The sequence below is a fragment of the Nocardiopsis sp. iso_237 genome (genome assembly GCF_056173345.1).
Genome location: NZ_CM149669.1, coordinates 2,260,820 through 2,274,122, shown reverse-complemented (window position 1 = coordinate 2,274,122; position 13,303 = coordinate 2,260,820). Strand labels below are relative to the sequence as shown.

Sequence of the window (13,303 nt, the reverse complement as noted above, 5' to 3'; positions counted from 1 at the left end):
CTCCCGTAGGAGGTGGCCCCTCCGCCGCGCCACGACACTGTGCCGCGACGGAGGGACGCGCACCGACACCCCCCACTGTGGGGGTCGCCGGTTTCACCGGGATGAGGGCCCCGTTGAGTTCCGGGTACGGTCCGGTTACCCCGGTTACCCGGGTTACCCCGGAAGCCCCGAAGCCCCGGGGGGCACCGCGGGTGGCCCCCCGACGCGGCTCGGAGGTCAGGGCCGGCCGGAGACCAGGGCGCCGTCCTTCCACACCGCCGCCACCTGGGGCACACCGGGGCGGTAGGCCAGGTAGAGGTGGTTCGGGGCGTCGAGCAGGGTGAGGTCGGCGCGGGCCCCCGGGGAGAGGCGCCCCACGTCGTCGCGGCGCAGCGCCAGCGCCCCGCCCCTGGTGGCCGCCCACACGGCCTCGTCCGGGGTCATCCCCATGTCCCGCACGCCCACCGCGATACAGAAGGCCAGGCTGGACGTGAAGCACGAACCCGGGTTGCAGTCGCTGGCCAGGGCCACGACCGCGCCCGCGTCGATGAGGGCGCGGGCGTCCGGGTAGGGCTGACGGGTGGAGAAGTCCACCCCGGGCAGCAGCGTGGCCACCGTGGGCTCCGGCCGTCTGGCGGCCTGGGCCAGGGCGTCCACGTCCTCACCGGACAGGTAGGTGCAGTGGTCGACCGAGGCGGCCCCCAGCTCGACCGCCAGGCGGACCCCGGGCCCCTCGCCCAGCTGGTTGCCGTGCACCCGGGGCAGCAGGCCCCGGTCCATCCCGGCGGTGAGCACCCGGCGGGAGGCCTCCTCGTCGAAGGCCCCGCGCTCACAGAACACGTCCACCCAGCGGGCGTGCGGGGCGCAGGCGTCCAGCATGGGACCGGTGACCAGGTCCACGTAGGCGGCCGGGTCGTCGGCGTACTCGGGGGCGACCACGTGCGCGCCGAGGAAGGTGACCTCGTCGGTGACCCGGCCCGCCACCTCCAGGGAGCGGCGCTCGTCCTCCACGGTGAGCCCGTACCCGGACTTGACCTCCAGGGTGGTGGTGCCCTGGGCGTGCGCCTCGCGGACGAACCGGCGGGCCCCGGCCAGGAGTTCGGCGTCCGTCGCGGCGCGGGTGGCCGCCACCGTGGTGCGGATACCGCCCGCCGAGTACGGCGTACCGCTCATCCGGGCGGCGAACTCGCGGCTGCGGTCACCGGCGAACACGATGTGGGAGTGGCTGTCCACGAACCCCGGGAGCACGCAGCGCCCGGCGGCGTCCACCCGGGCGTCGGCGGCGGGCGCCTGGGCGCGCGGTCCCGCCCAGGCCACACGGCCGTCCTCGATCACCAGGGCGGCGTCGCTGATCTCACCGAGCGGCCCCTCCCCCGTCTCGGGGTCGTTGGTGACCAGGGTGCCGATGGCGTCGACCAGGATCGTGCCGGGTGTCGCGGGTTCGGTGTCGGGGCCGGTCGGGGTCACAGCAGCTCCTTGATGGCGGCGTCGAGTTCTCGGGCGGTGTCGGGAAGGCGGACGTGCACACCGTCGCGGACGGTCCACTCCCCATCCACCATCACGTGCCGCACGTCGGCGGCGGTGGCGGCGAAGACCACGGCGTCGGTGGCGCGCGCGGGGTCGGCCCCGGCCAGGCGCACGTGGTCCAGGGACACGTTGACCAGGTCGGCGCGGGCGCCGGGGACGAGTGTCCCGGCGTCGTGCCAGCCGAGCCCGGCGTGACCGTCGGCGGTGGCGGCGCGCAACAGCTCCCCGCTGCCCAGAGTGCCCCGCCGGTGGGTGCGCAGGCGTTCGTGCAGCTCCACGGCGCGGGCCTCCTCGAACAGGTCGAGCTGGGCGTGCTGGTCGGTGCCCAGGCTGAGCGGGACCCGGGTCGGGGCGGCCACGAGGTCACCGGTGCGCGGCAGGCCGTCGGCGAGGTCGCGCTCGGTGGTCGGGCACAGGCACACGGCGGAACCGTGGGCGCGGACGGTGTCCACGTCGGCGTCGGTGAGGTGGGTGGCGTGCACCAGGGTGGTGCGTTCGGTGAGCGCCCCCGCCTCGGCCAGGACACGGACGGGGGTGGCCCCGTGTGCGGCCAGGCAGGCGGCGTTCTCCGCGGGCTGCTCGGAGACGTGGACGTGCAGGGGCAGCCCGCCCGCGTCCGCGAACCCGGCGACGGTGGGCAGGTCGGCGGCGGGGACCGCCCGGACCGAGTGCGCGGCGGCACCCACCCGGGCGTGCTTCCCCGAGGGGGCGAAGGCGCCGACCCGCGCGGCCCAGGCCTCGGCGGTGCCGTCACCGAAGCGCAGCTGCGGGCCGGTCAGGGACAGGTGGGTGCCGTCCTGCCCGAACCCTCCGGACAGGTAGCACACGTCCAGCAGGGTGATCCGCACCCCGGCGTCGGCGGCGGCCTCGACCAGCGCCTCCCCCATGGCGTTGGGGTCGGCGTAGGGCTGGCCGCCCGGGCCGTGGTGCAGGTAGTGGAACTCGCCCACACAGGCCACCCCGGCCAGGGCCATCTCGGCGTAGGCGGCCCGGGCCAGGCGGAGGTAGGAGTCCGGGTCGAGGCGCGCCGCCGCCCGGTACATCACCTCGCGCCAGGTCCAGAAGGAGCCCCCGCCCGTGTGGGTACGGCCGCGCAGCGCCCGGTGGAAGGCGTGCGAGTGGGCGTTGGCCAGGCCGGGCAGGGTGAGCCCGGGCAGGCGTTCGGCGCCGTCCGGGGCGGCGCCCGCAACGACCGAGGTCAGCCGTCCGGCGCCGTCCACGGTGAGGAGCACCCCGGGTTCGGGGGCCGCACCGCCGAGCCACGCCCACTCACACCAGTACCGGCGCGGCCCGGTCACGGCTTCCCTCCGGGCACCGCGAGCAGGTCGGCCAGGACGTCCGCCAGGGCGAGGACCCCGGCGTGGCGGTCCCCGGGGCGGGCCCACTCCTGCGGGGAGTGGGAGATCCCGGTCGGGTTGCGCACGTACAGCATCGCCGTGGGAACGTGCGCGGAGAGCACCCCGGCGTCGTGCCCGGCCCCGGTGGGCAGGACGGGGACCGGACCGGCGGACTCGGCGGCGCGAGCGCCCACGATCCCGGCGAGCCGGTCGCGGAGGTCGTGGGAGAACTCCACGAGCGGCGTGGTGGACTCGGCCGACATCGCGAGGGTGACCCCGTGGTCGCGGGCGGCCCGGTCGGCGGCCTCGCGGACGCCCTCCACCACCGACTCCAGGGTGCCGCTGTCGGCGGCCCGGGCGTCCAGCCAGGCGCTGACCAGCGAGGGGATCGCGTTGGTGCCGTTGGGGGTGATCAGGCCCTTGGCCACGGTGGCGCGGGCGCCGTGCCGCTCGGCCAGGGCGCGGGCGGCCAGGATCGTGTGGGCGAACGGGAGCATGGGGTCCTCGCGGTCCTCCAGGCGGGTGGTGCCCGCGTGGTCGGCCCGGCCCCGGAAGTCCATCCGCCACCGGCCGTGCGGCCAGATCGCGCTGGCCACGCCGACGGCGTGGTCGGTGTCCTCCAGGGCCCGCCCCTGTTCCACGTGCAGCTCGACGAACACGTCCAGCCAGGAGAGGAGTTCGGGGTCCGGTCCGATCCCGTCGGGGTCCAGCCCCGCCCCCGCCATGGCCCGCTCCCAGGTGACACCGGAGGCGTCGGTGAGGGAGCGGGCGCGGGCGGGGTCGATCTCCCCGGTGCTCAGGCGGCTGCCCAGGCAGGGCACGCCGAACCGGCCGCCCTCCTCCTCGACGAACACGCCCAGGGCCAGCGGCCGGGCGGGGGCGAACCCCCGGGCGCGCAGCTCGTCCACGGCGGCCAGGGCGCTGGCCACCCCGAGGGGGCCGTCGAAGGCCCCGCCGTCGGGCACCGAGTCCAGGTGCGAGCCGGTGGCCACGGCGCCCGGACCGGGCGTGCCCCACCAGGCCCACAGGTTGCCGTTGCGGTCGGTGCGCACGTCCAGGCCCCGGGCGGCGGCCGCCTCGGTGAACCAGGCGCGGGCGTCGGTGTCGGCGCCCGCCCAGGTGTACCGGTGGTAGCCGCCGCTGTCAGCGGAGCGCCCGACCGGAGCCAGATCGGCCCAGAGCTGGTCGAAGCTCACTCGCCCTCCTTCATGGGCACGCGGATGCCGTGCGCCTCCGCGACGCGCTCGGCCTCCTCGTAACCGGCGTCCACGTGGCGGATGACGCCCATGGCGGGGTCGTTGGTGAGCACCCGCTGGAGCTTGGCGGCGGCCAGCTCGGTGCCGTCCGCGACGCTCACCTGACCGGCGTGGATGGAACGGCCCATGCCGACCCCGCCGCCGTGGTGGATGGACACCCAGGAGGCACCGGAGGAGGTGTTGACCAGGGCGTTGAGCAGCGGCCAGTCCGCGATGGCGTCCGAGCCGTCCTTCATGCCCTCGGTCTCGCGGTAGGGCGAGGCCACCGAGCCGGTGTCCAGGTGGTCGCGGCCGATGGCCAGCGGAGCGGTGATCTCCCCGGAGGCCACCAGTTCGTTGAAACGCTGACCGGCGGCGGCCCGCTCACCCTGGCCCAGCCAGCAGATCCGGGCGGGCAGACCCTGGAAGGCGACCCGCTCGCGGGCCATGCGGATCCACCGGGCCAGGTGCTCGTTGTCGGGGAACAGGTCGAGGACGGCGTCGTCGGTGCGGGCGATGTCGGCGGGGTCGCCGGACAGCGCGGCCCAGCGGAACGGGCCCTTGCCCTCGCAGAACAGGGGGCGGATGTAGGCGGGCACGAACCCGGGGAAGTCGAAGGCGCGGGTGAACCCGCCCTCGCGTGCCTCGTCGCGGATCGAGTTCCCGTAGTCGAAGACCTCGGACCCCGCGTCGAGGAAGCCGACCATGGCCTCCACGTGCGCGGCCATGGACTCGCGGGCCCGGACGGTGAACTCCTCGGGCTTGGCCGCCGCCAGGGCCTTCCAGTCCTCGAAGGAGACACCCACCGGCAGGTAGGCGAGCGGGTCGTGGGCCGAGGTCTGGTCAGTGACGATGTCGATCGGCGCGCCACGGGACAGGAGTTCGGGGAAGACCTCGGCGGCGTTGCCGAGGACGCCGATGGACAGCGGTCGGCGCTCGTCGCGGGCGCGCACGGCCAGGTCCAGCGCCTCGTCCAGGCTGCCCGCGCGCACGTCCAGGTAGCGGTGCTCGATGCGGCGGTCGATCCTGCTGCCGTCGCACTCGACCACGATCGCCACGCCGTCGTTCATCGTGACGGCCAGGGGCTGGGCGCCGCCCATGCCGCCGAGCCCGGCGGTCAGCGTGATGGTCCCGGCCAGGGTGCCGCCGAACTTCTTCGCGGCCACGGCGGCGAAGGTCTCGTAGGTGCCCTGGAGGATGCCCTGCGTTCCGATGTAGATCCAGGAACCGGCGGTCATCTGCCCGTACATGGTCAGGCCCTCGGCCTCCAGGCGGCGGAACTCGGGCCAGTTGGCCCAGTCCCCCACCAGGTTGCTGTTGGCCAGCAGCACGCGCGGCGCCCACTCGTGGGTGCGCATGATCCCCACGGGGCGGCCGGACTGCACGAGCAGCGTCTCGTCACCCTCCAGGTCGCGCAGGGAGGCGGTGATGCGGTCGAAGCTGCGCCAGTCCCGCGCGGCCTTGCCGGTGCCGCCGTAGACCACCAGGTCCTCGGGGTGTTCGGCCACCTCGGGGTCGAGGTTGTTGTGGAACATGCGCAGGGCCGCCTCCTGCTGCCAGCCCTTGGCCGACAGGGTGAGGCCGCGGGCCGCGCGGACGGTGCGTGGGTTGCTCATCGTGGTCTCCTCGGGGGCTAGGCGAGCGGGGTGACGGTCTCGGCGGCCTCGACGACCGCGCCGTCCGCGACCAGGGCGGCCACGGCGGCGATCTCGGGGGCCAGGTAGCGGTCGGGGCCGGGGCCGGCGACCCGCTCGCGCACGGTGCGCAGGACGGCGCCGGTGGCGGGGCCGGGCTCCAGCGGTGAGCGCAGGTCCAGGGCGCGGGCGGCGGTCAGCAGCTCGACGGCCAGCACGGTGGTGAGCCCGTCCACCGCGCGGCGCAGTTTGCGGGCGGCGGCCCAGCCCATGGAGACGTGGTCCTCCTGCATGGCCGAGCTCGGGATGGAGTCGACGCTGGCGGGCACGGCCAGGCGCTTGAGCTCGGAGACGATGGCGGCCTGGGTGTACTGGGCGATCATGTGGCCCGAGTCCACTCCGGGGTCGTCCGCGAGGAAGGCCGGGAGGCCGTGCGAACGGGCGACGTCTAGCATGCGGTCCGTGCGGCGTTCGGCGATCGAGGCCGTGTCGGCGACGGCCACGGCCAGGAAGTCGAGCACGTAGGCGACCGGCGCACCGTGGAAGTTGCCGTTGGACTCCACGCGGCCGTCGTCGAGCACCACCGGGTTGTCGATGACGCTGTCCAGCTCGCGCCCGGCCACGAGCAGGGCGTGGGCGAGGGTGTCACGGGCGGCACCGGCCACCTGCGGGGCGCAGCGCAGCGAGTAGGCGTCCTGGACCCGGTTGCAGTCCGGCCCCCGGTGGGAGGCGACGATCGGTGAGTCCGCGAGCATCGCGCGCAGGTTCGACGCCGAGGCGGCCTGGCCCGGGTGCGGGCGCAGCCTCTGGAGCTCCTCCGCGAAGACCCGGTCGGTGCCGAGCAGGGCCTCGACGCTCATCGCGGCGGTGATGTCCGCGACCTTGAGCAGGCGCTCCAGGTCCATGCAGGCGATGGCGAGCATGCCGAGCATGCCGTCCGTGCCGTTGATGAGGGCCAGGCCCTCCTTGGCGCCGAGCTCCACGGGGGCGATGCCCGCCGAGGCCAGGGCGTCCCCGGCCTCCCTGAGCTCACCGTCGGCGTCACGGACCCGCCCCTCACCCATCAGGGCCAGGGCGACGTGGGACAGCGGCGCCAGGTCACCCGAGCAGCCCAGGCTGCCGTACTCGTGGACGACGGGGGTGATCCCGGCGTTGAGCAGGGCGGCCAGGGTCTCGACGGTGACGACCTGGACGCCGGTGTTGCCCGAGGCCAGCGTGCGCAGACGCAGCAGCATCAGGGCGCGCACAACCTCGCGCTCCACCTCGGGACCGGCCCCGGCGGCGTGCGAGCGGATGAGGGAGCGCTGGAGGCGGGCGCGCAGGTCGGGGGCGATGTGCCGGGTGGCCAGCGCGCCGAACCCGGTGCTGACGCCGTAGGCGGGCACCTCGCCCCGGGCGAGCGCCTCGACCTGCTCGCGGCCGTGGCGTACGGCCTTGCGGGTGTCCTCGCTGAGGACGACGTGGGCGCCCTCACGGGCGACGGAGAGGACCTGGGCCGGGGTGAGCGGAGCACCGCCGACGGCTACGGAAGGAACTGCTGTGGACATGACCCCATTCGACCCTGCCCGCGAGCCCGCCGGAAGAGCCAACACGGCAGAACCGTCCGAGATCCCAGACACCCGCGCCGGGGGCCTAGCGGATCACCCGCACCTCGCACCTGAGGCCCGGGGCGGCGGCCAGCCGCGCGTCACCGGTGACCAGGGAACAGTCCAGAGCCTCCGCCACGGCCACGTAGGCCGCGTCGTACGCGGTGAGGTTGTGCCGCAGCTCCCACACCCGGTCCGCGACGGATCCCGTCACATCGACGTGGGTGATCGCTTGCAGGCCGTACAGCTTGCGAGCGGTCTCGGCGTCACCAGGAGCGACCTTGCCTCCAAGGACCAGCCCGCGCAGGGAGTTGAGGAACTCCAACGGCTGATGGCTCGGCACGTACCATTCGCTGTCCGCTCCCACCACTCTGCGAGCGACGGTGGAAGTATGGCCCGGGGACCCCAGGTAGAGGTCGATCAGCACCGAGGTGTCTACGACGATCACGCTGCTCCGCTTTCCGTCTGGGCTGGGCCGTCCCCCCGAGCCTCGCGCACCGCGGCCACGATCTCGTCCATGCTGAGGTTGGCTCCGGGCAGGGGCGTCTGTTCCACGATCTCCCTGTTTCGTGCGAACCGCGCCTCCTTCTCCAGAACACTGAGCAGGTAGGACTGGAGCGACTTCCCCGCCCTCTTGGCCTCCGCCGCGAGGACGTCTCTGACCTCGTCCGGCACGTCCTTGATCTGAATAGCAGCCACAGCGCACTCCTTCGAATCGGGCTGACGCCATTACCTCCACATATTAGCAATGCATAGCGGCGCCACTGTGGCGCCACAATCGCACGCGCCGAGTCCATGACACCCTTGGTGCATGAGTGTTGTTCCGGCGGCCACACGCGCGCTGCGGCTGTTGCGCTTCCTGGCCTCGCGGCCGGGGCCGGTCTCGGCCTCGGCCATCGCCAACGGGCTCGGCCTGCCCCGGTCCAGCGTCTACCAGCTGTTGGAGGCGATGGCCGAGGAGGGGTTCGTGACCCACCTGCCCGAGGAGCGGCGGTGGGGACTGGGGGTCGCGGCCTTCGAGATCGGCTCGGCCTACCTGCGCCACGACGGGGTGGAGCGGCTGGCCCGCCCCCTGTTGCACCAGCTCACCGAGACCACCGGGGCCACCGCGCACCTGGGGGTGCTGCACGGCGCGGACACGCTGTACCTGCTCAAGGAACAGCCGCCGCACGCACCCACCCTGATCACCGGGGTGGGCGTGCGCCTGCCCGCGCACCTGACCGCGTCCGGGCGGGCCATGCTGGCCCAGCTGCCCCGCGCCCAGGTGCGCGCGCTGTACCCGGACACGGGCGCCTTCACCGACCGCACCGGACGCGGGCCCACCACACCGGGGGAACTGCGGGAGCTGCTCACCGAGGAGCGCCAGCAGGGGTGGTCGATCGAGAGCGGCCAGGTCACCGAGGGCTTCCTCTCGGTGGCGGCGGCGGCCTCGGACCACAACGGTCGCCCGGCGGCGGCGATCAGCCTGACCGTCCCGGTCGCGCGGCCGGTCACCCCCCGGGCCCTGGCCGGGCGGGTGCGGGACGCCGCCGGTGAACTCACGCGCAGGCTCAGCGGCCGGTCCTAGCGGCGCTGGCGCAGCGGCGGGGTCCGCTCGACGATCGAGGGCAGGGGCGCGGTGCGCTCCACCATCTTCAGGATGTGCTCCTTGATGTCGCGCGGCACCTGCACGTAGAACTGCGTGGCGGCCTCGGGGTCGACCTCCAGGTCGAGGCTCTCCGGGGTCTCCGCCCAGCTGGGCAGTTCGGGGTCGGTGCGGTGGGTGTCCAGCGCGAACTCGATGAAGTACGTGATCCTGCGGTCACCGGTGTGCACCTCGCGGATGCGGCGGATCTCGGGCCAGGCGATGAAGGTGCCCTCGCCGGGGAACCACCACTTGCGTTCCTGGAGCACGGTGACGCCGTCGCTGTCGGCGCTGATGCCCTGGCGGGTGATGCGCTGGGGCAGTCCGCGCACGAGGAAGACGTTGCTGCCCGGGCCGATGAAGAACATGACCAGCGCCGCGAACGCCCACAGCGACACGGAACCGACCGTGGTCTCCTCGCGCATGACGTGCCAGAGCATGGAGCCCACCACCACCAGGAACCCCAGAGTGAGGCCGCCGGAGAAGTAGGCCGCCGTCATCCACATGCGTGTGTTGGGGCCGCGCAGACTGACGTAGCGGCGCAGGTGGGACACGCTCGCGGGTCGTTCGGTCAGGTCCGAGGGGACACCCCGTGTGTCAGGGGGGACGTCCGATGCTTCGGGGGAGGCCATACCCCCCATTCTTCCAAGCTTCCGAGGTGCTTGGTGCCCCTCCTTCCCGGCCATGTGCGGTCAATCCCGGCGAACGCCTGATGTCCGCCCCTCTCCGGCGCTACAGTCCTTTCACATGAGGCGCAGCACGCGAGAGTACGAGACCGCACTGCTGGTGGACGGGGAGGTCCTGGTCATCGAGGGGATCGTCTACCGGGGGCGGACCATGCTCGACGAGGAGGGGGCGGAGCGGTTCGCGCCCCTGGAGCGTTGGGCCACGACCGTGGCCGAGAGCCTGGGCAGGCCGGTGACCTGGAGGGCGGAGGCCAAGAACGAGCCCGAGGCCCGGGGCACCGCGCGACCCGGAGAGGTGTTTCAGAACCGCCTGGCGCTCTGAGCACCACACTTGGCGCACTGGAACTTGCGGTCGTCGCCGAGAATCCAGTCGTGGTCTCCGCCGGTGGGGCACGCTGACATCGACACCAACTCCTCAGGAAGGGGGCTTCGGGGGTGTGTGTCGGTCATCGTAATTCCCACCAGCCACAGCAGTCTCGGGAATGAGAAGATACCTCCATCCCTCATGTCTGACGTGGTGTTCCCGGGCACGCGAAGGGGCCCGCCACCGATCCTGTGACCGGTGGCGGGCCCCTTCGAAGTCCTAGTTCTGGGAGGCCCTCATGTGGGCCTCGACCGCGGCGCGGTCGGCGCGGAGCTTGGCCAGCGCCTCGTCGAGGATGAGCTTGCCCTCCTCCTCGCTGCGCCGCTCCTTCACGTACGCCAGGTGGGTCTTGTACGGCTCGGTGCGCGGAGGCGACGGGGGGTTGGCCTTGTCCTTGCCCGCGGGGAAGCCGCAGCGCGGGCAGTCCCACTCGTCGGGAACGGCGGCCTCGCTGGCGAAGCTGGGAATGACCTCGTGCAGGTTCGCACAGTAGAACGGGACCCGGACGCGGGGAGCGGCCTCGCCCCGCTCCGCCTCGCCCATAGGGCCAGCTCCGACTCGGCTGCCACGGATGGCGCTGCCACTACCCACGAAAAACTCCTTCAGCGAACTCGCTGCCTGACTCGGGCGAGATTGTCTTGGACGAGGGGCCTGCGGCCGGTCGGCGCGCTACATTCCCCGGTTGATCAGCAGACCGAGGATGACGATCGTCACGATCCACGTGATCGCGATCCCGATGGTCATCCGGTCGAGGTTGCGCTCGACCACGGAGGAGCCGCCGAGCGAGGAGGTGACACCGCCGCCGAACATGTCGGACAGGCCACCGCCCTTGCCCTTGTGCATCAGCACGAGGAGGACCAACAGCACACTGAGAAGCATCACGAAGATGGACAGACCGAGGATCACACGCTCACCCGTAGCTCGACCCCGCAGCAGGGGGGAATGGACACCTCGATCCCCCTTTTCCCGCCCGTACCAGGGCCGACGGGAGGCGTCGGTCCGGAGCGGGTCGCGGAAGGAGGAGACCGGGGACGTTTTCGGATTTTACCGTGCCGGTGAAGGCATGGGCGGGGAAACCCCAAGGCAGGGGAATCCCCACAGCGAAGTCTAGCCCGAACGGGGCACCTGTCGGGCACCCGGGCCGTCACCCCTGGACGTCAGAGAGTGACGGGCCCGGTCCGCGAGACGATTGGTCAGCCGTTCTCGCCGAAACGGATCACCTTGGTGAACTCGTCGGCCTTCAGGCAGGCACCGCCGACCAGGGCGCCGTCGACGTCCTCCTTGGCCATGATGCCGGGGGCGTTGTCGCCCTTGACCGAGCCGCCGTAGAGCACGCGGACGGCGTCGGCCACCTCGGCGGAGTACAGCTCGGCCAGGCGGACGCGGATCGCCGCGCACACCTCCTGGGCGTCCTCGGGGGTGGCGACCTCACCGGTGCCGATGGCCCACACGGGCTCGTAGGCGATGACGATCCGCTCGGCCTGCTCGGCCGGGATCTCCTTGAGGGCGCCGTCCAGCTGGGCCAGGACGTGCTCGACCTGCTGGCCGGCCTTGCGCACCTCAAGCCCCTCGCCCACGCACAGCAGCGGGACGATGTCGTTCTTGTAGGCGGCCTTGACCTTGGCGTTCACCAGGGCGTCGTCCTCGTTGTGGTACTCGCGGCGCTCGGAGTGGCCCACCAGGACGTAGGAGCACTCCAGCTTGGCGAGCATCGCACCGGAGACCTCGCCGGTGTAGGCGCCCTTGTCGTGGGCGGAGATGTCCTGCGCGCCGAAGCGGATGCGCAGCTTGTCCCCGTCCACCAGGGTCTGCACGCTGCGGAGGTCGGTGAACGGCGGCAGGACGACGACCTCGGCGTTGTCGTAGTCCTTGTCGTTCAGGGCGAAGGCCAGCTTCTGGACGAGCGCGATCGCCTCGAAGTGGTTGTTGTTCATCTTCCAGTTGCCCGCGATGAGCGGCTGGCGCTTGGTCATCCTTGACTCACTTCACAATCGTCGGAGAGGGCTTGCGTGTGCGCCGCCGCGGCCGGGCGGAGGCGCGAGGAGTGTGCGTTCGGGCCCCGGAGCGCCGCGGAGGCGCGGGGCGAACACTCCGCTCAGGCCAGGGCGTCGATGCCGGGGAGGTCCTTGCCCTCCAGGTACTCCAGGCTGGCGCCGCCGCCGGTGGAGATGTGGCCGAAGGCCGCCTCGTCGAAGCCCAGGGATCGCACGGCGGCGGCGGAGTCGCCTCCGCCGACGACGGTGAAGGCGTCGGAGTCGATGAGGGCCTGGGCCAGGGCGCGCGTGCCGCCCGCGTAGGGAGCCATCTCGAACACGCCCATTGGGCCGTTCCAGAACACGGTCCGGGCGTCGGCCAGCTTCTCGGCGAACAGCTCCTGGCTCTTCGGGCCGATGTCCAGTCCCATGCGGTCGGCCGGGATGGCGTCGACGCCCACGGCGGCGTGCGGGGCGTCGGCGGCGAACTTCTCGGCGGCCACGACGTCCACGGGAAGGACGATCTCCACGCCCTCGCGCTCGGCGCGCTCCAGGTAGCCGCGCACGGTGTCGAGCTGGTCGCTCTCCAGGAGGCTGGAGCCGACCTCGTAGCCCTTGGCCTTGAGGAAGGTGAACACCATGCCGCCGCCGATGAGCAGGCGGTCGGCGGTGCCCAGGAGGTTGTCGATCACGGCGAGCTTGTCGGAGACCTTGGAGCCGCCCAGCGCCACCACGTAGGGGCGCTCGGGGTCCTCGGTGAGCCGCTTGAGCACATCGACCTCGGTCAGCACCAGGCCGCCGACGGCGTGCGGGAGCTTGCCGGGCAGGTCGTAGACGCTGGCGTGCCTGCGGTGCACGGCGCCGAAGGCGTCGCCCACGTACAGGTCCGCGAGCTGCGCGAAGCGGTCCGCGAGCTCGCCGCGCTCGGCCTCGTCCTTGCTGGTCTCGCCGGGCTCGAAGCGCACGTTCTCCAGCAGCGCGACCTCTCCGTCCCCGAGGGCGGCGGAGGTGGCGCGGGCGGACTCCCCGGCGGTGTCGGCGGCGAAGGCGACCTCGGTGCCGAGCAGCTCACCGAGGCGGGCGGCGACGGGGCGCAGGGAGTACTGGGGGTCCGGGGCGCCCTTGGGGCGGCCCAGGTGGGCGGCGACGATGACGCGCGCGCCGCGCTCACGGAGCTTCTCGATGGTCGGCAGGGCCGCGCGGATGCGCCCGTCGTCGGTGATGCGGTCACCGTCCAGGGGCACGTTCAGGTCGGCCCGGACGAACACGCGCTTGCCGGAGACGTCAAGGTCGTCGGTCGTCCGCATGCTGGTCTCCTCGTTGGGGTGTCGAAGTCTGGGAGGGGCGCGCACGCGACG

At 72.9% G+C, this 13,303-nt stretch carries 14 protein-coding genes; 2 read left to right on the top strand and 12 right to left on the bottom strand.

Annotated elements, in window-relative coordinates:
- Nucleotides 1-216 precede the first annotated feature (216 nt).
- The 7 genes from hutI to AC0VYM_RS10225 all read right to left on the bottom strand — a co-directional run bounded on the left by hutI (nucleotide 217) and on the right by AC0VYM_RS10225 (nucleotide 7,997).
- Nucleotides 217-1,446, bottom strand: coding sequence for an imidazolonepropionase (hutI, locus tag AC0VYM_RS10255; RefSeq protein WP_475461511.1), 1,230 nt, complete (start codon nucleotides 1,444-1,446; stop codon nucleotides 217-219).
- Nucleotides 1,443-2,804 carry a formimidoylglutamate deiminase gene (locus AC0VYM_RS10250; protein ID WP_475461508.1) on the bottom strand — a complete coding sequence of 454 codons (1,362 nt, stop codon included), beginning with the start codon at nucleotides 2,802-2,804 and terminating at the stop codon, nucleotides 1,443-1,445. The genes hutI and AC0VYM_RS10250 overlap by 4 nt, the downstream gene beginning before the upstream one ends.
- On the bottom strand, nucleotides 2,801-4,039 hold the full coding sequence (locus tag AC0VYM_RS10245) for an allantoate amidohydrolase (protein ID WP_475461506.1): 1,239 nt from the start codon (nucleotides 4,037-4,039) through the stop codon (nucleotides 2,801-2,803). Before AC0VYM_RS10245 ends, AC0VYM_RS10250 begins: the two co-directional genes overlap by 4 nt.
- Nucleotides 4,036-5,694, bottom strand: coding sequence for a urocanate hydratase (gene hutU / locus AC0VYM_RS10240; protein ID WP_475461504.1), 1,659 nt, complete (start codon nucleotides 5,692-5,694; stop codon nucleotides 4,036-4,038). Before hutU ends, AC0VYM_RS10245 begins: the two co-directional genes overlap by 4 nt.
- Nucleotides 5,695-5,711: 17 nt before the next feature.
- Nucleotides 5,712-7,259 carry a histidine ammonia-lyase gene (gene hutH / locus AC0VYM_RS10235; RefSeq protein WP_475461502.1) on the bottom strand — a complete coding sequence of 516 codons (1,548 nt, stop codon included), beginning with the start codon at nucleotides 7,257-7,259 and terminating at the stop codon, nucleotides 5,712-5,714.
- An 85-nt stretch (nucleotides 7,260-7,344) separates the two neighbouring features.
- The gene (locus AC0VYM_RS10230; protein WP_475461499.1) at nucleotides 7,345-7,746 is read right to left on the bottom strand and encodes a type II toxin-antitoxin system VapC family toxin; all 402 of its coding nucleotides are present in this window, start codon (nucleotides 7,744-7,746) and stop codon (nucleotides 7,345-7,347) included.
- Entirely contained in the window at nucleotides 7,743-7,997 is a 255-nt protein-coding gene (locus tag AC0VYM_RS10225) for a FitA-like ribbon-helix-helix domain-containing protein (RefSeq protein ID WP_475461497.1), read from the bottom strand. The genes AC0VYM_RS10230 and AC0VYM_RS10225 overlap by 4 nt, the downstream gene beginning before the upstream one ends.
- Nucleotides 7,998-8,109: 112 nt before the next feature.
- Between AC0VYM_RS10225 and AC0VYM_RS10220 the strand changes: the two genes are divergently transcribed.
- Nucleotides 8,110-8,865: an IclR family transcriptional regulator gene (locus tag AC0VYM_RS10220; RefSeq protein ID WP_475461495.1), complete on the top strand. Its 756-nt coding sequence runs from the start codon at nucleotides 8,110-8,112 to the stop codon at nucleotides 8,863-8,865.
- Here the strand turns inward: AC0VYM_RS10220 and AC0VYM_RS10215 are convergent.
- A complete protein-coding gene (locus AC0VYM_RS10215; protein WP_475461492.1) occupies nucleotides 8,862-9,554 on the bottom strand; it encodes a hypothetical protein in 693 nt (230 codons plus the stop codon). The two genes, AC0VYM_RS10220 and AC0VYM_RS10215, sit on opposite strands and share 4 nt — an antisense overlap.
- A gap of 115 nt (nucleotides 9,555-9,669) precedes the next feature.
- On the opposite strand from AC0VYM_RS10215, the gene AC0VYM_RS10210 reads away from it, so the two are divergent.
- Entirely contained in the window at nucleotides 9,670-9,930 is a 261-nt protein-coding gene (locus AC0VYM_RS10210) for a hypothetical protein (protein WP_475461489.1), read from the top strand.
- Between the two features lie 261 nt (nucleotides 9,931-10,191).
- Here AC0VYM_RS10210 and AC0VYM_RS10205 read toward each other — a convergent pair whose 3' ends face one another.
- From AC0VYM_RS10205 to AC0VYM_RS10190, 4 genes are all read right to left on the bottom strand, one after another.
- Complete coding sequence (locus AC0VYM_RS10205; RefSeq protein WP_083926821.1) at nucleotides 10,192-10,563, bottom strand: RNA polymerase-binding protein RbpA; 372 nt, start codon at nucleotides 10,561-10,563, stop codon at nucleotides 10,192-10,194.
- Between the two features lie 78 nt (nucleotides 10,564-10,641).
- Nucleotides 10,642-10,878, bottom strand: a complete 237-nt coding sequence (gene secG, locus AC0VYM_RS10200) for a preprotein translocase subunit SecG (RefSeq protein WP_352387973.1) — start codon at nucleotides 10,876-10,878, stop codon at nucleotides 10,642-10,644.
- Between the two features lie 287 nt (nucleotides 10,879-11,165).
- Nucleotides 11,166-11,945, bottom strand: coding sequence for a triose-phosphate isomerase (gene tpiA, locus AC0VYM_RS10195; protein ID WP_475461486.1), 780 nt, complete (start codon nucleotides 11,943-11,945; stop codon nucleotides 11,166-11,168).
- Between the two features lie 122 nt (nucleotides 11,946-12,067).
- Nucleotides 12,068-13,252 (bottom strand): phosphoglycerate kinase, encoded by a 1,185-nt coding sequence (locus tag AC0VYM_RS10190; RefSeq protein ID WP_475461483.1) that lies wholly within the window; start codon nucleotides 13,250-13,252, stop codon nucleotides 12,068-12,070.
- Nucleotides 13,253-13,303 lie beyond the last annotated feature (51 nt).

Excerpts from the sequence above, each read along its gene's own strand:
- AC0VYM_RS10220 (WP_475461495.1), top strand. The coding sequence starts at position 8,110 with ATGAGTGTTGTTCCGGCGGCCACACGCGCGCTGCGGCTGTTGCGCTTC.
- AC0VYM_RS10190 (WP_475461483.1), bottom strand. The coding sequence starts at position 13,252 with ATGCGGACGACCGACGACCTTGACGTCTCCGGCAAGCGCGTGTTCGTC.
- AC0VYM_RS10215 (WP_475461492.1), bottom strand. The coding sequence starts at position 9,554 with ATGGCCTCCCCCGAAGCATCGGACGTCCCCCCTGACACACGGGGTGTC.
- tpiA (WP_475461486.1), bottom strand. The coding sequence starts at position 11,945 with ATGACCAAGCGCCAGCCGCTCATCGCGGGCAACTGGAAGATGAACAAC.
- hutU (WP_475461504.1), bottom strand. The coding sequence starts at position 5,694 with ATGAGCAACCCACGCACCGTCCGCGCGGCCCGCGGCCTCACCCTGTCG.
- hutH (WP_475461502.1), bottom strand. The coding sequence starts at position 7,259 with ATGTCCACAGCAGTTCCTTCCGTAGCCGTCGGCGGTGCTCCGCTCACC.
- AC0VYM_RS10210 (WP_475461489.1), top strand. The coding sequence starts at position 9,670 with ATGAGGCGCAGCACGCGAGAGTACGAGACCGCACTGCTGGTGGACGGG.